The sequence below is a fragment of the Janthinobacterium sp. GW821-FHT03C10 genome (assembly GCF_059420865.1).
This window is the reverse complement of sequence record NZ_JBWKUN010000003.1, coordinates 583,024-604,130: the sequence shown is the minus strand read 5'-3', so window position 1 is coordinate 604,130 and position 21,107 is coordinate 583,024. Positions and strand designations below refer to the sequence as shown.

At 63.2% G+C, this 21,107-nt stretch carries 15 protein-coding genes and 2 riboswitches; of the genes, 8 read left to right on the top strand and 7 right to left on the bottom strand.

What is annotated here, in order from left to right; genetic code table 11:
• Window position 1: 1 nt before the first annotated feature.
• The 4 genes from AC07VH_RS13900 to AC07VH_RS13885 form a co-directional block, all read right to left on the bottom strand.
• Window positions 2–1,168: a cell division protein ZipA C-terminal FtsZ-binding domain-containing protein gene (locus tag AC07VH_RS13900; protein ID WP_475414248.1), complete on the bottom strand. Its 1,167-nt coding sequence runs from the start codon at window positions 1,166–1,168 to the stop codon at window positions 2–4.
• Window positions 1,165–4,692, bottom strand: a complete 3,528-nt coding sequence (gene smc, locus AC07VH_RS13895) for a chromosome segregation protein SMC (protein ID WP_494789126.1) — start codon at window positions 4,690–4,692, stop codon at window positions 1,165–1,167. The genes AC07VH_RS13900 and smc overlap by 4 nt, the downstream gene beginning before the upstream one ends.
• 184 nt (window positions 4,693–4,876) lie before the next feature.
• The gene (locus tag AC07VH_RS13890) at window positions 4,877–5,512 is read right to left on the bottom strand and encodes a phosphatase PAP2 family protein (RefSeq protein ID WP_475414250.1); all 636 of its coding nucleotides are present in this window, start codon (window positions 5,510–5,512) and stop codon (window positions 4,877–4,879) included.
• 162 nt (window positions 5,513–5,674) lie between these two features.
• Window positions 5,675–6,247, bottom strand: a complete 573-nt coding sequence (locus tag AC07VH_RS13885; RefSeq protein ID WP_489627840.1) for an ATP-dependent Clp protease proteolytic subunit — start codon at window positions 6,245–6,247, stop codon at window positions 5,675–5,677.
• Between the two features lie 169 nt (window positions 6,248–6,416).
• Window positions 6,417–6,503: riboswitch (glycine riboswitch) on the top strand.
• Between the two features lie 28 nt (window positions 6,504–6,531).
• A riboswitch (glycine riboswitch) is annotated at window positions 6,532–6,637 on the top strand.
• 75 nt (window positions 6,638–6,712) lie between these two features.
• On the opposite strand from AC07VH_RS13885, the gene gcvT reads away from it, so the two are divergent.
• From gcvT to gcvP, 3 genes are all read left to right on the top strand, one after another.
• Window positions 6,713–7,834 (top strand): glycine cleavage system aminomethyltransferase GcvT, encoded by a 1,122-nt coding sequence (gene gcvT / locus AC07VH_RS13880; RefSeq protein WP_475414252.1) that lies wholly within the window; start codon window positions 6,713–6,715, stop codon window positions 7,832–7,834.
• Between the two features lie 69 nt (window positions 7,835–7,903).
• Window positions 7,904–8,284: a glycine cleavage system protein GcvH gene (gene gcvH, locus AC07VH_RS13875; RefSeq protein WP_494789125.1), complete on the top strand. Its 381-nt coding sequence runs from the start codon at window positions 7,904–7,906 to the stop codon at window positions 8,282–8,284.
• 118 nt (window positions 8,285–8,402) lie between these two features.
• Window positions 8,403–11,303, top strand: a complete 2,901-nt coding sequence (gene gcvP / locus AC07VH_RS13870) for an aminomethyl-transferring glycine dehydrogenase (protein WP_494789124.1) — start codon at window positions 8,403–8,405, stop codon at window positions 11,301–11,303.
• A gap of 218 nt (window positions 11,304–11,521) precedes the next feature.
• On the opposite strand, the gene AC07VH_RS13865 is transcribed toward gcvP, so the two are convergent.
• Window positions 11,522–11,680, bottom strand: a complete 159-nt coding sequence (locus tag AC07VH_RS13865; RefSeq protein ID WP_489627843.1) for a hypothetical protein — start codon at window positions 11,678–11,680, stop codon at window positions 11,522–11,524.
• A gap of 145 nt (window positions 11,681–11,825) precedes the next feature.
• Here AC07VH_RS13865 and AC07VH_RS13860 point away from each other — a divergent pair, with 145 nt between their 5' ends.
• From AC07VH_RS13860 to AC07VH_RS13840, 5 genes are all read left to right on the top strand, one after another.
• Window positions 11,826–13,043, top strand: a complete 1,218-nt coding sequence (locus AC07VH_RS13860; protein ID WP_494789123.1) for a Bcr/CflA family efflux MFS transporter — start codon at window positions 11,826–11,828, stop codon at window positions 13,041–13,043.
• Between the two features lie 25 nt (window positions 13,044–13,068).
• On the top strand, window positions 13,069–13,665 hold the full coding sequence (locus AC07VH_RS13855; RefSeq protein WP_494789122.1) for a TetR/AcrR family transcriptional regulator: 597 nt from the start codon (window positions 13,069–13,071) through the stop codon (window positions 13,663–13,665).
• Between the two features lie 387 nt (window positions 13,666–14,052).
• Entirely contained in the window at window positions 14,053–16,737 is a 2,685-nt protein-coding gene (mgtA, locus tag AC07VH_RS13850) for a magnesium-translocating P-type ATPase (RefSeq protein WP_494789121.1), read from the top strand.
• Window positions 16,738–16,773: 36 nt separating this feature from the next.
• Window positions 16,774–17,115 (top strand): hypothetical protein, encoded by a 342-nt coding sequence (locus tag AC07VH_RS13845; protein ID WP_475414259.1) that lies wholly within the window; start codon window positions 16,774–16,776, stop codon window positions 17,113–17,115.
• Window positions 17,112–17,633, top strand: coding sequence for a ribonuclease HI family protein (locus AC07VH_RS13840; protein ID WP_475414260.1), 522 nt, complete (start codon window positions 17,112–17,114; stop codon window positions 17,631–17,633). The genes AC07VH_RS13845 and AC07VH_RS13840 overlap by 4 nt, the downstream gene beginning before the upstream one ends.
• Here AC07VH_RS13840 and AC07VH_RS13835 read toward each other — a convergent pair.
• Both AC07VH_RS13835 and AC07VH_RS13830 read right to left on the bottom strand, forming a co-directional pair.
• A complete protein-coding gene (locus tag AC07VH_RS13835; RefSeq protein ID WP_494789120.1) occupies window positions 17,630–19,267 on the bottom strand; it encodes a methyl-accepting chemotaxis protein in 1,638 nt (545 codons plus the stop codon). The genes AC07VH_RS13840 and AC07VH_RS13835 overlap by 4 nt on opposite strands.
• An 81-nt stretch (window positions 19,268–19,348) precedes the next feature.
• Window positions 19,349–20,977: a methyl-accepting chemotaxis protein gene (locus AC07VH_RS13830; protein ID WP_494789119.1), complete on the bottom strand. Its 1,629-nt coding sequence runs from the start codon at window positions 20,975–20,977 to the stop codon at window positions 19,349–19,351.
• Between the last annotated feature and the right edge of the window lie 130 nt (window positions 20,978–21,107).

Sequence of the window (21,107 nt, the reverse complement as noted above, 5' to 3'; positions counted from 1 at the left end):
TTCAGCTAAATAAACGCAGGGCGCGGGTGGAACCGGCCGGAATGTCGGCCGCATCCATTTCCTGGTAAAACTCGTGCACCTGGCCGGCGATCTCGGCCAACGCCGCGTCCGACAGGGCCTGGTTGTAATCATCGACGATGGTGGCGTCCAGGCGGCCCACCAGTGCCTTGGCGCAAGCGACCATGGCGCCGAAACCGTCGCGCGCGGGCGCCACGCAGGGCACGTCCAGCAGCAGGGTCAGGCGGGACGTCGTTTCCTCGGCCAGGGTGACATTCGTCGACAGCGAGAACAGATAGCTGCCGTCGCCGTCGGGCATGACGAAACGGCCGTCCGGACGCACGTCGAAGCCCTGCTTTTCCAGCGCGAACAGCAAGGTGGAAATGGCCCATGGCGCGCCATTCGTATGCAGGTTGACGCCCAGCTGGGCGTCGTGGCCGGCCACGAAACGGTGCAGATTGCGCGCTTCGGCCATCACTTCCATCATATCGGGCACTTCCGGCTCGGCGCCGATCTCGTCGGCGACGCCGCGCAGGCGCGTGACCAGTTCCGAGTATTCGAGTTCATTCAGGGCCGTGCTGCGGCTGGCCAGCTGCACGCCGCCCTGCATCTTCGTGTAGACACCGCCATGCGTGATCGGTTCCCAGTCGCCATTCACGTGCAAACCGATGAAGTGGACGGGCTTGTTGCCCACCAGGCGCAGGGTTTGCAGCACGGGCAGGATCTTGTCGCCGCGCACGGGCGCTTCCAGCGACAGGGGCAGCAGGCAATCGATCAGCGGGTCGACCAGGCTGGTCGCCTGCTCGCTGGCGGCGCTGACTTCCTGCTGCAGCGGCGCGGCGGCGGCGGGAGGCGCTTCCACGCCGGCATCGCCGAGCGACGGTTCCGTATGGACGGGCGCGTCCGGCACGGCGCTAGCCGGCGGTGCGCCGAACGATGGTTCCGCCTTGGCGGCGGGCGCGGCATCAAAACGCGGTTCCTGGCGCAGGACGGGTTCCTGGGCCTCCACTGCCGGCGCATCGCCGTCGCGCATCAGCACGTCGTCGTGGTCGGTGGAAAAAGCCCGCTCCACGCTTTTCTTGGCCTTGTATTCCTGCCATTTGTTGTACGAGAAAACGCCGACGATAAAGACGCCGCCGGCGCCGAACAAGGTAATTTGAAGGTCTGTCATGCTGCTTGTGCCTCGGTTGCAAAATTTGCGGCGGACTCCATGTCCACCGCCACGATGCGCGATACGCCCTGCTCCTGCATCGTCACACCGATCAATTGATGGGCCATTTCCATCGCAATCTTGTTATGCGAAATGAAAAGGAATTGGGTCTGGTCGGACATGCGCTTGACCATGCGGCAAAAGCGTTCCGTGTTCGAATCGTCCAGCGGTGCATCGACTTCGTCGAGCAGGCAGAACGGCGCCGGATTCAGGCGGAACATGGAAAACACCAATGCGGTCGCGGTCAGCGCCTTCTCTCCACCGGACAACAGGTGGATGGTGGCATTTTTCTTGCCGGGAGGCTGCGCCATGACTTGTACACCGGAATCGAGAATCTCGTCGCCCGTCATGGTCAGCCTGGCCTGTCCCCCGCCGAACAGGATGGGGAACAGCTCGGAAAAGTGGTGGTTGACCTTGTCGAACGTGTCTTGCAGCAAGTCGCGCGTTTCCTTGTCGATCTTGTGGATCGCGTCTTCCAGCGTGTTGATCGCTTCCGTCAGATCGGCATTCTGGGCGTCGAGGAAATTCTTGCGCTCGGATGCCTGCGCCAGTTCATCGAGCGCGGCCAGGTTGACGGCGCCCAGGGACGTGATGGCGTTGGTCAGGCGCGTCACTTCGCCCTGCAGATACGATGGACGCATGTCCGGATGCAGTTTTTCCGTCAAGGCGGCCTCGTCGGCGCCCGACTCCAGCAATTGCTGGGCGAATTGCTCCTGATTCAGGCGCGCGGCCTGTTCCTTGAGCTGCATTTCCATGATCTTGTCGCGCTGCGGCTGCAGACTGCGTTCCGATTGCGTGCGCGCATCTTCGGACAGGCGCAGCTGCTGCGTAATCTGATCGAGTTCATGGCGCGCGTCGGCCAGCGCCTTCTCCTGCGTCGTGCGGCGCTCGAGCAAGTCCTGCAAGCCGTCGGCGGCCGCGCCGCTTTCCAGGTTGGCCAGCTCCAGTTCGCCCGCCTGCAGGCTGGCCGTCACTTGCTGGGCCTGCGTACTGGCCGTGGCGATATTGCGGCGCAATTCCTCGATCTTCGCGCGGTGGGCTTTTTCCGCGTACTCCGTATCCTTGGCAGCCCGTTCCAGGTCGCGCAAGGCTTCGCGCGCCTCGGCCAGACGCTGTTCCTTTTGCAGGAAGTCCGTATGGCCGTCTTCGTGTGCTTCCTGCAGGTTGCCCAGCTCCATGTCGAGCTGTTCGAATTTCTCTTCCGATTCGGCCTTGATCTGCTGCTGCTCCGCTTCCTGCGCGGCAATTTCCGCCAGGTCGGCGCCGATCTGCGTGCTGCGCTGGTTGAAACGCGCTTCCACTTCCGACAGTTTCACCACGTCCAGTTGCAGGGTATGCACGGAGGAAGTGAGCTGCTGTATGCGCAGGCGCAAGTCGGACAGGTTGCGCGTGAGCGTCGCCACGGCCGCGTCGGCCCGCACGGAACGGGCGCGCGCCTCTTCGGCCAGTAGTTGCTGCGCGCGCAGCTGCTTGCCGATATTGTCGATTTCCTGCTGGCGGCCCAGCATGCCTTCCTGCTCCGAATCGGCCGCATAGAAGCGCACGCTGGTGGCCGTGACCACGTGGCCCGCGCGCGTGACGAAATAGCCGCCCGGCGGCAATTTCGCCCGTTCGGCCAGCGCCTCGGCCGCGTCTTCCACGGCGTAGGCGTTGTACAGCCAATCCTGCAGCAAGCCGCGCAAGCCGGGATCGTTGAGTTTCAGCAAGTTCAAAAACGGCTTCAGGCCTGGCACGTCCGGCAGCGGCAACGGCGCCACCGTCGATGGCGCATACAGGGCCAGCTTGGCCGGCGGCGCGTCCGCAAAGAAGGCCTTGGCCCAATCGATATTCGACAGTTGCAGGGCCGACGTACGCTCGCGCAAGATCGACTCCATGGCCGCTTCCCAGCCCGCTTCGATCTGCAGCTTTTGCCACAGACGGGGCAAGGTATCGAGTTCGTGCTTTTTCAGCCACGGCTGGACCTTGCCCTGCGTCTGCACCCGCTCCTGCAATTGTTTCAACGCGGAAAGACGGGCTTCCAGCTGGGCATTGGCCGCCGTCTCGGCATTGACCTGCGCCTGGGCCTCGGCCCGTTCCTGTTCCAGTTTGGGCTGCTGCTCCAGCGCCTCTTCCAGATAGAAACCCTGCTCTTCCAGGGTTTGCTGCTTTTCTTCCAGCTGCAGTTTCAGGTTTTCCAGGTGGCTGCTGTCGGGCAAACTCAGGCTGTTCTTTTCCTGCTGCAGGCGCTCGCGGCGGCTCAAGAGGCTGGCCAGGATGTTCGAGGCGTTGCGCTGATGCGCCGATTCCAGTTCCAGCTGCTGCTGGGCCTGCATGATCCGCGCGCGCGATTCCGTGCTCTTGTTCTGGGCGGCGCGCCAGGCGGCATCCAGCTCGGGCAATTGCTCGCCCTTCTGCTCGGCCATCATTTGCGACTGTTCCACCTTCGCGGCCAGTTCCTCGAGATGGAATTCCGCCTCTTCGATCTGTTCCTGGTATTCGCTACCCTGCTGCGTCCACTGGTCGCGCTGGGCCGTCAAGGTGGCCAGCTGGGCCTGCAGGCGGGCGCGCGATTCGATGACGAACTTGATCTGCGCTTCCAGGCTGCCGATTTCCGCATTCGTCTGGTACAGATGGCCTTGCGCCGTATGCAGGCGGTCGCCCACGGCAAAGTGCGCCTGGCGCATCTGCTCCAGGGTCAGCTCGACATTGCGCAGCTTGGCCGTCTGCTCTTCCAGGTCCGTCTGCGCCTGTTCCACTTCGCGGAAATAGCGCGTCTGCTCGTTTTGCGCCTCGTTCTTGCGCAGCAGCCACAACAGTTTCTGTTTTTCTTCCTGGTCCGCCTGCAAGGCGTGGAAACGCGTAGCCACGGCCGCCTGCGCTTCCAGCTTTTCCAGGTTGGCATTGAGTTCGCGCAAGATGTCTTCCACGCGCAGCAGGTTTTCGCGCGTGTCCTGCAAGCGGTTTTCCGTCTCGCGGCGGCGCTCCTTGTATTTGGAGACACCGGCCGCTTCCTCGAGGAAGACGCGCAATTCTTCGGGGCGCGATTCGATGATGCGCGAAATCATGCCCTGGCCGATGATGGCGTAGGCGCGCGGGCCGAGGCCCGTGCCGAGGAAGATGTCCTGGATGTCGCGCCGGCGCACGGGCTGGCCATTGATGTAATAGGTGGACGTGCCGTCGCGCGTCAAGGTGCGCTTGACGGCGATCTCGGCGTACTGGCCCCACTGGCCGGACGCCTTGCCGTCGTTATTGTCGAACACGAGTTCCACGGAAGCGCGGCCGGCCGGCTTGCGGTGGGTCGAGCCGTTGAAGATGACGTCCTGCATCGATTCGCCGCGCAATTCCGACGCTTTCGACTCGCCCAGCACCCAGCGCACGGCGTCGATGATGTTCGACTTGCCGCAGCCATTCGGTCCGACCACGCCCACGAGCTGGCCTGGCACCTGAAAATTGGTGGGATCGACGAAAGACTTAAATCCCGACAACTTGATGGAAGAGAGACGCACGTGTTTTAGAGTTCCTGGCCTATGCTGGCGGTTGAATTATCGGCGAACCCGGTTCATATTCAGTTCAGATGCACCATTGCGACGGCAGCCTGGCCGCTCGCCGCAAAAAAAGTGGTTCATCATACCATTTCCTGATGCTTTTCTGGCCAAAAAACCGTAGCGCCAGGTGCCTGCTGGCAGCGGATCAGGGGGCCGGGCGGCCATCCTGCGCCAGTTTCCAGTCCGCGCGGGAAAAAACGCGCTCATGGCCGGACAGCACCATGGCCAGTTTTTGCAGCCATTGCTCGGTCGGCATGGGTTCGGCCTTGAAGCTCAGCACCACCATCAGCGCCAGGCTGGCCAGGGCCAGCGCATGGCTGACGGCGAAATTGACGGCGCCACGGGCATTCCACATGAAGCCCAGCGCCAACGCCAGGCCCAGCACGCAACCGCTGACGGCTTCCGACACGCTGTGCGCATGCACGGCCACGCGGGAAATGGCCACCAGCACGGCAAAAGCCACGCCGACGAGCACGCCGGCATGGCGCCAGCGCGGTTCGGCCCGCTGCAGCAGCACGTACATAAGGACGGGAAACACGGCACCGGCGCGCATGGCGTGGCCGCTGAAACCCGTAAAGTCGAGCGTGCTGCTGCCCACGCCCCAGCTCATGAAGGCCAGCTTCGACAGCACCACGAGGGCCAGACCGCCGCCGTACCACAGGCTCCAGCTGAGTACCAGACGCCACTGCCGCGACACGAGCAGCCACAGGGCGATCGCCACGCCAGCCGGCCCCATCACGGACATGTCGGCCGCAAAAGAAATCCCATTCCACCAAGTCATCGTGCCTACGCTTATTTCATGATCAGCGTGCACTATGCCACGACTGACCCTGCTTGCACCCGGGTTTTCATCAACTACGGGCAAGAATTACATTCCATTACAATTTCCACCTCGAAAATTGCCATAAGAAAATATTCTCGCGGATGCCCCACCGGCGGCGCGTCAGATATTCGTCAGGCGCTTGCCCTTGGGCGGCGCAAAGTCGCGGATCGATTCGACCATGCCCACTTCCAGCGCCTGGTCGGCCGTCAGGTGCAGGTCGGAATACGCATGCACCTGCCACTGCTCGTCCGTCAGGTTGACGTGGCCGCGCAGGATGCGCTCGGTGCGCATGTCGTCGGCGCGCAAGCCCTCGACGATGATGCTCAGCGCATCGGGGCGCGAACCAGGCGAGGCTGTCGCATGCGACTTGTGCACCATGAAGCGGGCCGTGTCGCTGGCATGGCGGTGCCGCCCCGACAAGAACAGGGTGACGGCGATGGACGCCACGGCGCCCGCGTTGTAGGTAATGATGTCGAGCGGCAACTTGCTGAGGAAGTTGTACAGACAGATGCCATCGCTGACGTAGCCGCCGTTGGACTGGATCAGGATGTGCGCGGTGGTGAGCTTGTCTTCCGTCATGTCGGCGGCGGCATTGAAGACGCGCCGCACCATGTCGCTGTTGACGTCTCCCGAGAGGGTAAAGTAACCGTGCTGCTCGGTGTTGTTTTGCGTCTCGCTTTGTGTAGTGTTCATGGCAGGCACCCGCAAGAAAGCCAGGATTTCATCATAGCGCATTCCCGCGCGGCCGGGCGCCCTTTTGCACCGGGCCAGCACCCCTCCCAGCCCCGCAAACCGGGACTTTTGCTGCAATTTGGCAACGTCTTTTCAGATTGACAGAAACACCCTGCTGGCATATATTCCTCCCACTTGATCGGGAGAGGGCAACCCAGCGTTGCCGCCGAAGGGGCACTACCCAAAAACTCTCAGGCAAAAGGACCGATCAGGCGGACTGAAGCTGTTGCTTTGGCGACACGTTTTAGCTCAACTCTGGAGAGCGGCCGCGGCACATGCCGGCGGCCCACCGAAGGGGCGCACGGGGCAAGCCCCCGTAATCTCTCAGGTACAAAGGACAGGGGGGTCAGTGATCACGCTGGAAAGCCGTGTTTGGCTATTCTATGTTTTGTTAACTTCCCCCTTTACCTTCGTCCCGAGGAATCCATGACGCTCAAAGCGACCCCACTCAACAACGCCCACCGTGCCCTCGGCGCCCGCATGGTCGATTTCGGCGGCTGGGACATGCCTGTCAACTACGGCTCGCAAATCGAAGAGCACAACGCCGTGCGCGGCGACGCTGGCATGTTCGACGTGTCCCATATGTGCGTGGTCGATATCGAAGGCCCGAACGTGCGCGTCTTCCTGCGCGGCTTGCTGGCCAATAACGTCGACAAGCTGCAAGTGTCGGGCAAGGCGCTGTACTCGTGCATGCTCAATGCCGAAGGCACCGTCATCGATGACCTGATCGTCTACTTCTTCAACGAAAACTGGTTCCGCCTCGTCGTCAACGCGGGCACGGCTGAAAAAGACGTGGCCTGGATGCAACAGCAAAATACAGCCACCAACAGCGGCCTGACGATTACCGAACGCCGCAATGCGAACAACCCGATGGCCCTGGTGGCCGTGCAAGGCCCGAACGCGCGCGCCAAGGTGTGGCAAGTGCTGCCGGAAACGCAAGCCGCTTCCGAGGCCATCAAGCCGTTCAACGTCGTCATCGTCAAGGACACGGCCTTCGGCGAAGTCATGCTGGCGCGCACCGGCTACACGGGCGAAGACGGCTTTGAAATCGGCGTGGCCGCCACCCAGGTGGAAGCGCTGTGGAACGCCCTGGCTGCCGCCGGCGTCAAGCCGGCCGGGCTCGGTGCGCGCGACACCCTGCGCCTGGAAGCAGGCATGAACCTGTACGGCCAGGACATGGATGAAACCGTCAATCCGCTCGACGCGGGCCTGGCGTGGACCATCGACCTGGTCAGCGAACGCGATTTCATCGGCAAGGCCGCCCTGCTGGCCAAGGGCCAGAACGCGCAATTCGTCGGTCTGATCCTGCGCGAAAAAGGCGGCGTGCTGCGCGCCCATCAAAAAGTCATCATCGCCGGCAGCGACGCCACGGGCGAAATCACCAGCGGCACCTTCAGCCCGACGATGCAGGAAGCCATTGCTCTCGCGCGCGTGCCGAACGGCGTGAACGTGGGCGACACCGTGCACGTGGAAATCCGCGGCAAGCAGCTGGCCGCTTCCGTCGTCAAGCTGCCTTTCGTGCGTAACGGTAAAATCCTGGCTGCGTAAGCGATGAGAGCCGCCCGCAAGACCGTACAACCATAATCAATAACGAACACTTACCATCTGGAGCCACACATGAACATTCCTGCAGACCTGAAGTACACCGCTTCCCACGAATGGGTACGCCTTGAAGCCGACGGCACGATCACCGTCGGCATCACCGAGTACGCGCAGGACGCCCTGGGCGACATCGTCTTCGTCGAACTGCCAACCGTGGGCAATACCTACGGCGCCGGCGACGACGCCGCCGTGGTGGAATCGGTCAAGGCAGCGAGCGACATCTACGCGCCGATCGCCGGCGAAGTCGTGGCCGTCAACGACGACGTGGTCAACTCGCCTGAGTCGATCAATGCCGACGCCTACGCCAACTGGCTGTTCAGGATCAAGCCAGCCGACGTGTCGGCCCTGGACGGCTTGCTCGACGCTGCCGCCTATGGCGCCACCACCAGCGCGTAATCGCGTTTGACTCACGGGCCGCGTTTGCGGCCCGTTTGCATTTAATTTTGTAGCTATACCCCGCCGCCGCGCCCGCGCGCCGCATCCCGGTTTTTCAGTCTTTTTTGGCCTCTATATCATGACCCGCACCAGCCTGACCCAACTCGAAGCACGCGATGCCTTCATCGCCCGCCACATCGGCCCTTCTGCCACCGAACAGCAAGCCATGCTGGCGACCCTCGGCTATCCATCGCGCGCCGCGCTGATCGACGCCCTGGTACCGGCCAACATCCGCAACAAGGGCGCCCTGCCCCTGGGCGCGTACTCGCAGCCGATGCCGGAACAGGAAGCCCTGTCGCGCCTGAAAGCCATCGCCGGCAAGAACCAGGTGCTGAAATCCCTGATCGGCCAGGGTTACTACAACACGTTCACCCCTGGCGTCGTGTTGCGCAACATCTTTGAAAACCCGGCCTGGTACACGGCGTACACGCCTTACCAGCCAGAGATTTCGCAAGGCCGCCTGGAAGCGATTTTGAACTTCCAGCAAGTGATCACGGATTTGACCGGCATGGGCATCTCGAACGCCTCGATGCTGGACGAAGGCACGGCCGCCGCCGAGGCGATGACCCTGATCCAGCGCGTGGGCAAGTCGAAGTCAAACGTGCTGTACGTCGCCAATGACGTGCTGCCGCAAACCCTGGAAGTGGTGCAGACGCGCGCCCAGCCGATCGGCATCGAGGTGCGTACCTTCGACCCGGCTGAAATCGAGTCGCTGGACGCCTGCTTCGGCGTGCTGCTGCAATACCCTGGCGTGAACGGTGTCGTGCGCGACTACCGCGCCGGCGTGGAAAAACTGCACGCGAATGGCGCCATGGTCATCGTCGCGGCCGACCTGCTGGCCCTGACCATGCTGACGCCGCCGGGCGAATGGGGCGCCGACGTCGTCGTCGGCAACAGCCAGCGCTTCGGCGTGCCGCTCGGCTTCGGCGGCCCGCACGCGGGCTACCTGTCCACGCGCGATGAATTCAAGCGCAATATGTCGGGCCGCCTGGTGGGCGTGACCGTCGATGCGCAAGGCAACAAGGCCTATCGCCTGGCCCTGCAAACGCGCGAACAGCACATCCGCCGCGAAAAAGCGACGTCGAATATCTGCACGGCGCAAGTGCTGCTGGCCGTGATGGCCTCGATGTACGCCGTCTACCACGGCCCTGCCGGCCTGCTGCAGATCGCCCAGCGCGTGCACCGCTTTACGGGCGTGCTGGCGGCGAACCTGAAGACCCTCGGCTATGGCGTCGTCAACGCGAGCTATTTCGACACATTGACGATCAACGTCGCCGATGCGGCGCAACTGCACGCGACGGCCATGCACCACGGCGTCAACCTGCGCAAGATCGACAATACTCACGTCGGCGTGTCGCTCGACGAAACCACCACGCGCGACGACATCGCGCTGCTGTGGAAGGTGTTCGCGCACGGCCTGGCCAACGCGCCTGCCGCGCCTGACCTGGACGCCGTCGAAGCAACTGTCACCAGCGCGCTGCCGGCGCAGCTGGCGCGCGAGAGCGCCTACCTGACGCACCCCGTCTTCAACAGCTACCACTCGGAACACGAAATGCTGCGCTACCTGCGCAGCCTGGCCGACAAGGACCTGGCGCTGGACCGCACCATGATCCCGCTCGGTTCGTGCACCATGAAGCTGAACGCGACGAGCGAAATGATTCCCGTCACCTGGCCCGAGTTCTCGAACATCCACCCGTTCGCGCCGGACGCGCAAACGGTGGGCTACCGCGAAATGATCGCGCAGCTGGAAGAAATGCTGTGCGCGCTGACGGGCTACGCTGCCGTCTCGCTGCAGCCGAACGCCGGCTCGCAGGGCGAATACGCGGGCCTGCTGGTGATCAAGGCCTACCACGAGTCGCGCGGCGAAGGCCACCGCAACATCTGTTTGATCCCGTCGTCGGCGCACGGCACCAACCCCGCATCGGCCAACATGGTCGGCATGCAGGTCGTCGTCACCAGCTGCGACGCCAACGGCAACGTGGACCTGGCCGACCTGAAAGCCAAGGCAGAAAAGCACAGCGCCAACCTGGCCTGCGTGATGGTCACCTACCCGTCCACCCACGGCGTGTTTGAAGAAGGCATCCAGGAACTGTGCGAGATCATCCACTCGCACGGCGGCCAGGTCTACATCGACGGCGCCAACATGAATGCGCTGGTCGGCGTGGCCGCTCCCGGCTCGTTTGGCGGCGACGTGTCGCACCTGAACCTGCACAAGACCTTCTGCATCCCGCACGGCGGCGGCGGACCAGGCGTCGGCCCGATCGGCGTGGGCGCCCACCTGGCGAAATTCCTGCCGAACCAGCGTTCCTCGGGCTACCAGCGGGACGTCGCCGGCATCGGCGCCGTCAGCGCCGCGCCATTCGGCTCGGCCAGCATCCTGCCGATTTCGTGGATGTACATCGCGATGATGGGCGCGGAAGGCTTGACGGCCGCCACCGAGACGGCGATCCTGGCGGCGAACTACATCGCGCGCCGCCTGGCGCCGCACTACCCCGTGCTGTACTCGGGCCACGACGGCCTGGTCGCGCACGAGTGCATCCTGGACCTACGCCCGATCACGGACGCCACCGGCATCAGCAACGAAGACGTGGCCAAGCGTTTGATGGACTTCGGTTTCCATGCGCCGACCATGAGCTTCCCCGTGCCGGGCACCCTGATGATCGAGCCGACGGAAAGCGAATCGAAAGTGGAGATCGACCGCTTCATCGACGCCATGATCGCCATCCGTGCGGAAATCGCCAAGGTCGCCAGCGGCGAATTCGACCATGACGACAACCCGTTGAAAAATGCGCCGCACACGGCACAGGTATTGATGTCGGACAGCTGGGAACGCAAGTACAGCCGTGAAATCGCGGCCTACCCCGTCGCTTCCCTGCGTCAGCGCAAATACTGGCCGCCGGTCGGCCGCGCCGACAACGTGTACGGCGACCGCAACCTGTTCTGCGGCTGCGCGCCGATCAGTTCCTACGAAGAGGAATGACGCCAGACCAAACCTACTGCGCGTCGCGCTTTGCGGCCGGCGATGCTCACCGTACTAGAGTACGGTTGCGCTTCTCGGCCACAAATCACTGACGCTCGCTACGGTTTTGTCAGGCGTCGAAACTCAGCAATCAAGAAATGAAATCCCGGCAAAAGCCGGGAGTATTAAATTAAAACAGAACGGCAGGCCGCAAGGTCTGCCGTTTTTTTGTGCGCGCTCTACAGCGCCAGCAAGACGGCGCCCGGCAGCCCTAGGGTAGTGCCGAGTATCGTCAGGCACACGACGTCGCGCCGTTCGCAGCGGCTGCGGTGCGAACTCCAGGCCGCGAACAGCAGCGCGACCGCCACGCCGCTGAGCGAAATTCCCACTTCCGTCATGCCGACTCTCCCCTCATAGTTTCTTCCCTCATCGTTCTCATCCTTTTCATTGATCGAGCAAACTACCTACCGGTAGGCAGTGAGTGTACAATAAAAAAGACGGCAGTGTCCATGCCCCGTTTTTTTGATAGATGAAGGAATCGCAATGCAGCAGCAAACCACTCTCCCCGCCGCCAGTCTCGGGCTGGCGGCTTCCCTGGCCCTGGTGGCCGTGCTCGGTCCGGCCGGCATCGACATGTACCTGGCCTCGATGCCGGCCATGGCGCGCGAGCTGCACACCTCGTATGCGAACGTGCAGCTGAGTCTGACTGTTTTCCTGCTGGCCCTGGGCGGCGGGCAGCTGCTGTGCGGGCCGCTGACGGACATGCTGGGCCGGCGCCGCCCATTGCTGGCCGGCATCGCCGTCTATATCGCTGCCGCCGTATGGGCGTCGCAGGCGGATCAATTGACCACCCTGCTGCTGGCGCGCACGGTGCAAGGCCTGGGTGCGGCGCTGACCCTGGTCGTGGTGATGAGCATGGTGCGCGACGTGGCCGATGGGGTCAAAGCGGCGCAGCTGTTCGCCCTCCTGATGACCATCGTGGGCCTGGCGCCCGTGCTGGCGCCCGCCGTGGGCGGCTTGCTCGACGCGCATTACGGCTGGCGCGCCGTGATGCTGGCCCTGGCCGCGCTGGGCGCCTTGACCCTGCTCAATAGCGCGTTGTTCCTGCCGGAAACCTTGCCGCCGAAGCAGCGTGTATCGCCGAAAGGCATGCACCGCACGTATGCGCGCATCGCGCTCGACCGCGCCTTCCTGCTGCCCGCGCTGGCCCTGTCGGCCGCCTTCTTTTTCCTGTTTGCGTATATCGGCGGCGCCTCGCTCGTGTACCAGCGCGATTTCGGCCTGTCCGCCGGCAGCTTCGGCCTCGTGTTCGGCGCGACGGGCGTGGCCGTACTGCTCGGTGCCATGGCCAGTGGGCGCCTGGTAAGCCGCCATGGCGTGGCGCGCTTGAGCGTGGCGGGCAGCCTGGCCATGCTGGGCGGTGCGGCACTGGCCCTGCTCGGTGTCTGGGCCGGAGGGGGAATCATGGCCGTCGTCCCCGGCATGTTCGTGGCCCTGTTTGGCCTGGGCATGGCGGAAGCGGCGCTGATGGCCATGGCCATGGGCTCGCAGCAGCGCGCGCTCGGTTCCACGGCCGCCCTGCTGGGCGCCATCCAGATGAGCTTATCGTCGCTGGCCACGCCGCTGGCGGCCGGCCTGTCCGAACGGGGGCCGCTGCCCTGGCTGCTGTTCTTGACCATGGCCGGCCTGCTGGTATCATGGCTGACCCTGGCCACTGCGCGCAGCCATCCGGCACACGCCACCAGCCTGGGAGCGCACTGACGCTTCACCCAACTACTACCCTCATATGAAGAAACGCTCGGCCTCGGCCGATAACATCTGCGCCGTCGCCGTCGTGCACTTTTCCGAACACGGCTACGACGCCTCCTCCCTCAACGATATCGCCGCGCAGGCGGGCATGCGCAAGGCCTCGCTGTACTCCCACTTCGCCGGCAAGGACGCCCTGTTTCTGGACGTGTTTGCCGACGCACTGGCCGAAGAGCAAGCCTTCATGGACGCCTGCTTCACCGACGAGGCTACGCTGGCGGCACCGGGCGGCCAGCTGGCCGGTTCCCTGTACTGCGACCGCATGGCACAGCGCTATGCCGATTCGGCCCATCTGCGCTTTTTGCTGCGCACGGCGTACCTGCCGCCCGCGCCCCTGCGCGTGGAAGTCGGCACGGGTTACGAAGCCTTGCTGGCGCAATTGCAGCGGCACTACGTGGCCAGCCTGGGGCGATTGGCGCCCGCCCTGCCGCCGCAACGCATCGACCTGTATGCGCAAGCCTATCTGGGCATCGTCGACAGCCTGCACGTGGAGCTGATCTACGCTGGCGGCGCCGCCCTGCAGCAGCGCCATGCGGCCCTGTGGCAGATATTGTCCGATTCGCTGGCGATGGCATGACAGCGGCCGATACAACAACCACATTACACTTTGGAAACCTAAGATTTCTTCAGTTGACACTGAAGCGGCCCATCCATAAGATGCCCCCATTATTCATTTACGGAGTCCCACGTGGGTACTTGTTCTAGTGACAGTAGCCGATCTTGTATCGGCGATTGCCTCGGCAGCTAAACAGCAAGCAACGCGGAATTCCGTTTCCTCCGTGCCTTGCTGAGCAAGGTGCGGTGTCTCGCGCGGCCAGTCCGGCTGCGCGCCTCTCCCTCCCTCTTTCCGATCGCGACCGGCTACTGACCCGGATTGCCCGCCAGCACGATTGTGTCTTGGCGGCACGCAAGGCTTGCCTGCGGCTGCGCCGCCCGTCAACACCTCGTCGTGAAAGGAAGAGCAATGAATCTCTTCACCCGCTTATTCGAATCGTTCCTGCGCAAGCGCCACACGGCTGGCAACTTCCGCCGCCGCGCCATGCCGCTGGAAAACAGCACGGCCCGGCCCGTACCCGACCACCTGGCGCGCCAGCTGCTGGCCGCCGCGCATGAAGACCTGGACAGCGCCCTGAACCGCCTGCACACGCGCCTGGAAGGCTTGCGCGATGCCGAGGCACAAGTCATCGGCGCGCAAACGGGGCCGAACGAGGTCGAGCATGAGAAACCGCTGGCCTGGTACCAGCACCTGTGGCTGTGCTACAAGAATCCGTTCAACCTGCTGCTCACCGTGCTGGCCATCGTGTCCTACCTGACGGAAGACCCGAAAGCGACCATCGTCATCGGCACCATGGTGATTTTGTCGACCCTGCTGCGTTTCGTGCAGGAAGGCCGCTCGAACCGGGCTGCCGAACGCCTGAAAGCCATGGTCAGCAATACCGCCACCGTGCTGCGCAATGGCCAGCAGGTCGAACTGCCGATCCGCCAACTGGTGCAGGGCGACATCATCGTGCTGTCGGCCGGCGACATGATCCCTGCCGATTGCCGTTTGCTGTCCGCGAAAGACCTGTTCGTCAGCCAGGCCGCCATGACGGGTGAATCCTTGCCGGTGGAAAAGATGGCCGAGCTGGCCGATGCCCATGGTAAAGACCCGATGGAGCTGGCCAATCTGTTGTTCATGGGCACGAATGTGATTTCGGGCGCCGCCACGGCGCTGGTCTTGGCCACGGGCAACCGCACCTATTTCGGCACCATCGCCACGCGCGTGACGGCCACGGAGCGCACGCCGACGGCGTTCGAGGCGGGCGTGAACAGCGTCAGCTGGCTCCTGATCCGCTTCGCCCTTGTGATGGCGCCGCTCGTGTTCCTGATCAATGGCTGGACCAAGGGCGACTGGATGGAAGCGTTTCTGTTTGCCCTGTCCGTGGCCGTGGGCCTGACGCCGGAAATGCTGCCCATGATCGTCACCAGCACCCTGGCCAAGGGCGCCGTGAAACTGTCGAAAAAGAAGGTCGTCGTGAAGCGCCTGGATGCGATCCAGAACTTCGGCGCCATGGACGTGCTGTGCACGGACAAGACGGGCACCTTGACGCAGGACAAGATCGTGCTCGAGCGCCATACGGACGTGTTCGGTCAGCCGTCCGATGAAGTACTGCAATTTGCCTACCTGAACAGCCACTACCAGACGGGCCTGAAAAACCTGCTCGACCGCGCTGTGCTCGACCATGTGGAGTTGCAGACGGAAATGCAGCTGGCCCGCGATTACGTCAAGGTCGATGAAATCCCGTTTGATTTCGTGCGCCGCCGCATGTCCGTCGTCGTGTCTGAAAAGAATGACCACCATGAGCTGATCTGCAAGGGCGCCGTCGAGGAAATCCTCGCCGCCTGCAGCCAGCTGCGCCTGGGCGGCGTCAACATTCCGCTCGACGCCGCCCTGCTGGACAAGGTATTGGAAACCACGCATGGCCTCAATGCGGAAGGCTTGAGAGTGGTGGCCGTGGCCGTCAAGGAAGTGCCGCCGCATAAAACCGTGTACGGTGTGGCCGATGAAACGGCGCTGACCCTGATCGGTTATGTCGCCTTCCTCGATCCGCCGAAGGAATCGACGGCGCCCGCCCTGCGCGCGCTGGCGGAACACGGCGTCACCGTAAAAGTATTGACGGGAGACAACCACCTGGTGACGGCGAAGATCTGCCGCGAAGTGGGCCTGGCCGTGCATGGCGTGCTGCAAGGCCCGCAACTGGACGACATGGATGACGCCACCCTGGCCAGGGCGGCCGAGGACAACACGGTGTTTGCCAAGCTCAGCCCGCTGCACAAGGAGCGCCTCGTGCGCGCCCTGCGCGGCAATGGCCATATCGTCGGCTTCATGGGCGACGGCATCAACGACGCGCCCGCCCTGCGCGCGGCCGACATCGGCATTTCCGTCGATTCGGCCGTCGATATCGCCAAGGAAGCGGCCGACATCATCCTGCTGGAAAAAAGCCTGATGGTGCTGGAGGAAGGCGTGCTGGAAGGCCGGCGCACCTTCAGCAACATGCTCAAATACATCCGCATGACGGCCAGTTCGAACTTCGGCAATGTGTTTTCCGTACTGGTGGCCAGCGCCTTTCTACCGTTCTTGCCCATGCTGCCGCTGCACTTGCTGGTGCAAAACCTGCTGTATGACGTGTCGCAGATCGCCATCCCGTTCGACAATGTCGACGCCGAACTGATCCAGCAACCGCTGAGCTGGAACCCGCGCGACATCGGCCGCTTCATGGTATTCTTCGGCCCCATCAGCTCGATCTTCGACATCAGCACGTTTATCCTGATGTGGCATGTGTTTGGCGCGAATACCCCGGAACAGCAGACCCTGTTCCAATCCGGCTGGTTCGTCGTGGGACTGCTGACGCAGACGCTGATCGTGCACCTGATCCGCACGCCCAAGCTGCCCTTCATCGACAGCATCGCGTCCGTGCCCCTGCTGGTGGCGACCACCGCCATCATGGCCGTGGGCGTGTTCCTGCCGATGGGGCCGCTGGCGACCTACTTCAAGCTGCAAGCCTTGCCACTGAGCTATTTCCCATGGCTGCTGGGCATCCTCGTCTGCTACACCGTGCTGACGACGTTCATGAAACGCGTGTATCTGCGCAAATTCGGCTGGCAATAGTATGATGAGCCGCTCTTTCCCCTAGAAAAGGCACGCATGAGCGGCTCCTCCCTTTCCAAACGTCATCTCGCCCTGCTGCTGTCGGCCCTCGTCTTCCCCGGCAGCGGGCATTTTGTCTTGCAACGCAAGGCCCGTGGCTGCCTCTTCCTCGTGCCGGCCCTGGTCGCGCTGGCGATCGTATTGCGCCAGATCATGGCACGATTGGACCAGGTTATGGCACAGATCGACAGCGGCGCCCTGCCCCTCGACGTGCAGCTGATCATGGAAAAAGTGGAGGCGCTCTCGGTCAACGACGGCCCCGCCATGACGGTGGCCGTCTGTGTGCTGGTGGCGTGCTGGATAGCCAGCCTGATCGACACCTTGCTGATCAAGCCATGACGCCGGAAGCAGCGGCGCGCAATGAACGCAAAAAACGCAAGGAAGCCAGGATGCAGGCGCGCCGCGCCCAGCTGGCGCTCAGCCGCCAGGACCATGGCGGCCCGCTGGCCTGGCGCGGCTGGTTCGACGGTTCCGCCCACCCGAACCCGGGCAAGCTGGGCATAGGCGCCCTGCTGCAGGGACCGAACGGCGAGCGCATCGAAGTGAGCGAGGCGGCCGGTTATGGCAGCAGCAGCGATGCGGAATATGCGGCCCTGACGGCCGTGCTGCAGGCGGCACTCAAGGTGCGTCCGCTGCCCGAGCAGTTGCTGCTGTACGGCGACAGCCAGGTGGTGATCAATGACGTGCTGGGAACGACGCCCGTGGGCGCCAAGGGGCTGGAAACGCAGAGGGCCACCGTCGTGGCCCTGCTGGAACAATTCACGGATGTAAGCTTGCGCTGGCTGCCGCGCCACCGCAATGGCGAGGCGGACCGGCTGTCGCAGCTGGCGATCGCCGGCTGGGTGGAGAAAGATTAAGCGGCGCGGCCGATCCGCAAGGCTTCTTGCGGCTCTTTCGCCACCGCACGTTGCTTGCCCTTCAAACCGCTGACACTCGCCTGCTGGGCATTGAGCTTGAACACGCTGACGACTTGCGCCAGGTTATGCGCCTGGTGCTGCATCGATTCGGCCGCCGCCGCCGACTCCTCCACCAGCGCAGCATTCTGTTGCGTCACGGCATCCATCTGGCCGATGGCGCGGTTGATCTCGTCGATGCCCACGCTTTGCTCGCTGCTCGCTGCCGTGATTTCCGTGATGATGTCGCTCACGCGCTGCACGCTGTCGACGATGTCGTTCATGGTCGAACCGGCTTGCGCCACCAGCATGCTGCCCGCGTTGACTTGCTCCACGGAAGCACCGATCAGCGTCTTGATCTCTTTCGCGGCGCTGGCCGAGCGCTGGGCCAGGTTGCGCACTTCGGACGCCACGACGGCAAAGCCGCGGCCCTGCTCGCCGGCACGGGCCGCTTCCACGGCCGCATTCAGGGCCAGGATGTTCGTCTGGAAGGCGATGCCGTCGATGACGCTGATGATGTCGACGATCTTGTTCGACGACGCGTTGATCGATTCCATCGTGCCCACCACCTGCGCCACCACTTCGCCGCCCTTGACGGCCACTTGCGCGGCCGAGGCCGCCAGCTGGTTCGCCTGGCGCGCATTGTCCGCATTCTGTTTCACGGTGCTGGTCAGCTCTTCCATCGACGAGGCTGTTTCCTCCAGGGAACCGGCCTGCTCTTCCGTGCGGGAAGACAGGTCCTGGTTGCCGGCGGCAATTTCCGTCGACGAGGTCGCGATGCTGTCCGTGCCGCTGCGCACTTCGCCGACGATGTTGAGCAGGCTCGTGTTCATGTCCTTCAGGGCCAACAGCAGTTGCCCCGTTTCATCCTTGGCGCTGGCGTCGATCTGCGCCGTCAAATCGCCATCGGCCACCTTGCGGGCGATGTCCACGGCCGTGCGCAGGGGACGTACGATGCCCATCGTCAACAGCCAGGCGCAGACGACGCCAAAGCCCAGCGCCAGCACGGCCAGGGTCAGCAGCAAGTTGCGGCTGGTATTGGCGACGGTGTCGATCTCGCGCGCCGTCGTATCGATGCTGGCGCGCTGGTGCTGCAGCATGTCGTTGACCACTTTCAGGTATTTCGTCGAACCGGGCACGAAGATACCCTGGAACGCCTGTTCCGCTTCCGCTTCCTGTCCATCCGCCTTCAGCTTCGACACTTGCGCGCGTGAATCGAGGTAAACCTTGCGCTGTTCGCTCACCAGGCGGAACAGTTCCTTTTCTTCCGGGCTGGAAATCAAGGCTTCGATTTTCTTTTGCAGTTCGCCCGAGACGACGGACGACTGTTTCGCCTCTTCCGCAAAATACGCGCCCAAGGTCGTGTCGCTGCTGCGCGCGATGGCCGTGGTGCGGCGCACGCCGCTGTCGATCTTGGAATACCAGTCGGAAATATAGCGTTCCTTCGCCAGCGGCAGCTCCATCATGGTGCGCGTGGCCGTGGCCACGTCGTGCAAGCGCCACACGCTGATGCCCGTGATGAGCATGGAAAACAGCAAAATCACGGCAAAACCCAGGCCGAGGCGCACACCAATACTGACGTTTCTTAACAAATTCATGTGAATATCCTAAAAAAGCGGAACCAGACTATATAAAAGGGGGACAGCAGAAAGCGGCCGCACGGGGCGGCCACGACGGCATCAGCGTGTGCCGATGCGCAAGGCGGTTTGCGGTACGGCCGGGCGTTTCAGCGCGTGTGTTACACCGTTCGCACCGCTCTGGCCATGCAGTTTAAAGACGCTGACGACTTGCGCCAGGTTATGCGCCTGGTGCTGCATCGATTCGGCCGCCGCCGCCGACTCTTCCACCAGCGCCGCATTTTGCTGCGTCACGGCATCCATCTGGCCGATGGCGCGGTTGATCTCGTCGATGCCCACGCTTTGCTCGCTGCTCGCTGCCGTGATTTCCGTGATGATGTCGCTCACGCGCTGCACGCTGTCGACGATGTCGTTCATGGTCGAGCCGGCTTGCGCCACCAGCATGCTGCCCGCGTTGACTTGCTCCACGGAAGCACCGATCAGCGTCTTGATCTCTTTCGCGGCGCTGGCCGAACGCTGGGCCAGGTTGCGCACTTCGGACGCCACGACGGCAAAGCCGCGGCCCTGCTCGCCGGCACGGGCCGCTTCCACGGCCGCATTCAGGGCCAGGATGTTCGTCTGGAAGGCGATGCCGTCGATGACGCTGATGATGTCGACGATCTTGTTCGACGACGCGTTGATCGATTCCATCGTGCCCACCACCTGCGCCACGACTTCGCCGCCCTTGACGGCCACTTGCGCGGCCGAGGCCGCCAACTGGTTCGCCTGGCGCGCATTGTCCGCATTCTGTTTCACGGTGCTGGTCAGCTCTTCCATCGACGAGGCTGTTTCCTCCAGGGAACCGGCCTGCTCTTCCGTGCGGGAAGACAGGTCCTGGTTGCCGGCGGCAATCTGCGTCGACGAGGTCGCGATGCTGTCCGTGCCGCTGCGCACTTCGCCGACGATGTTGAGCAGGCTCGTGTTCATGTCCTTCAGGGCCAACAGCAGTTGCCCCGTTTCATCCTTGGCGCTGGCATCGATCTGCGCCGTCAAGTCGCCATCGGCCACCTTGCGGGCGATGTCCACGGCCGTGCGCAGGGGGCGCACGATGCCCATCGTCAAGACCCAGGCGCAGACGACGCCAAAAGCCAGCGCCAGCACGGCCAGCACCAGCATCAGGTTGCGGCTGGTATTGGCCACGGCGTCGATCTCACGCGCCGTCGTGTCGATGCTGGCGCGCTGGTGTTCCAGCAATTCCTGCACCATCTTCTGGTACTTGGCGGCGGCCGGCACGAAGGCCTTTTCAAACACGTCATTGGCGGCATCGACCTGCGCTTCACCCTTGAGCTTGTAGACCTGGTCGCGCGAACCGATATACACCTTGCGCTGTTCCAGCAAGCCCGCGAACATGGCTTTTTCTTCCGGCTTGTCGATCAGCGCCTCGATCTTCTTTTGCAGTTCGGCCGAGCTGGCAGACGAGACTTTCGATTCTTCGGCGAAATAGCCACTGAGCGAGGTATCGCTGCTGCGGGCAATGGCGATGGTGCGGCGTACGGCGCTGTCGATGCGGCCATACCAGTCGGAAATATAGCGTTCCTTCGCCAGCGGCTGCTCCATCATGACGCGCGTGGCGCTGGCCACGTCGTGCAGGCGCCAGACGCTGATGCCCGTAATGAGCATGGAAAACAGCAAAATCACGGCAAAACCGAGTCCGAGGCGGACACCGATGCTGACGTTGCGTAATACATTCATGTGACTATCCTAAAAAGCCCTGCCGTCAACCTGAGACAAGCTGACGATCTCGCTCATGGGCGGGCGCTGGCTGGCCGCTGTCGCGAATTGGCGTAAAAAGTGAAACGAAAGTGAAACTGGCGCACGGTTC

Bases quoted from the DNA above. Each gene is read 5' to 3' on its own strand.
- AC07VH_RS13900 (WP_475414248.1), bottom strand. From the start codon at position 1,168: ATGACAGACCTTCAAATTACCTTGTTCGGCGCCGGCGGCGTCTTTATC.
- AC07VH_RS13890 (WP_475414250.1), bottom strand. From the start codon at position 5,512: ATGACTTGGTGGAATGGGATTTCTTTTGCGGCCGACATGTCCGTGATG.
- AC07VH_RS13885 (WP_489627840.1), bottom strand. From the start codon at position 6,247: ATGAACACTACACAAAGCGAGACGCAAAACAACACCGAGCAGCACGGT.
- gcvT (WP_475414252.1), top strand. From the start codon at position 6,713: ATGACGCTCAAAGCGACCCCACTCAACAACGCCCACCGTGCCCTCGGC.
- gcvH (WP_494789125.1), top strand. From the start codon at position 7,904: ATGAACATTCCTGCAGACCTGAAGTACACCGCTTCCCACGAATGGGTA.
- gcvP (WP_494789124.1), top strand. From the start codon at position 8,403: ATGACCCGCACCAGCCTGACCCAACTCGAAGCACGCGATGCCTTCATC.
- AC07VH_RS13865 (WP_489627843.1), bottom strand. From the start codon at position 11,680: ATGACGGAAGTGGGAATTTCGCTCAGCGGCGTGGCGGTCGCGCTGCTG.
- AC07VH_RS13860 (WP_494789123.1), top strand. From the start codon at position 11,826: ATGCAGCAGCAAACCACTCTCCCCGCCGCCAGTCTCGGGCTGGCGGCT.
- AC07VH_RS13855 (WP_494789122.1), top strand. From the start codon at position 13,069: ATGAAGAAACGCTCGGCCTCGGCCGATAACATCTGCGCCGTCGCCGTC.
- mgtA (WP_494789121.1), top strand. From the start codon at position 14,053: ATGAATCTCTTCACCCGCTTATTCGAATCGTTCCTGCGCAAGCGCCAC.
- AC07VH_RS13845 (WP_475414259.1), top strand. From the start codon at position 16,774: ATGAGCGGCTCCTCCCTTTCCAAACGTCATCTCGCCCTGCTGCTGTCG.
- AC07VH_RS13840 (WP_475414260.1), top strand. From the start codon at position 17,112: ATGACGCCGGAAGCAGCGGCGCGCAATGAACGCAAAAAACGCAAGGAA.
- AC07VH_RS13835 (WP_494789120.1), bottom strand. From the start codon at position 19,267: ATGAATTTGTTAAGAAACGTCAGTATTGGTGTGCGCCTCGGCCTGGGT.
- AC07VH_RS13830 (WP_494789119.1), bottom strand. From the start codon at position 20,977: ATGAATGTATTACGCAACGTCAGCATCGGTGTCCGCCTCGGACTCGGT.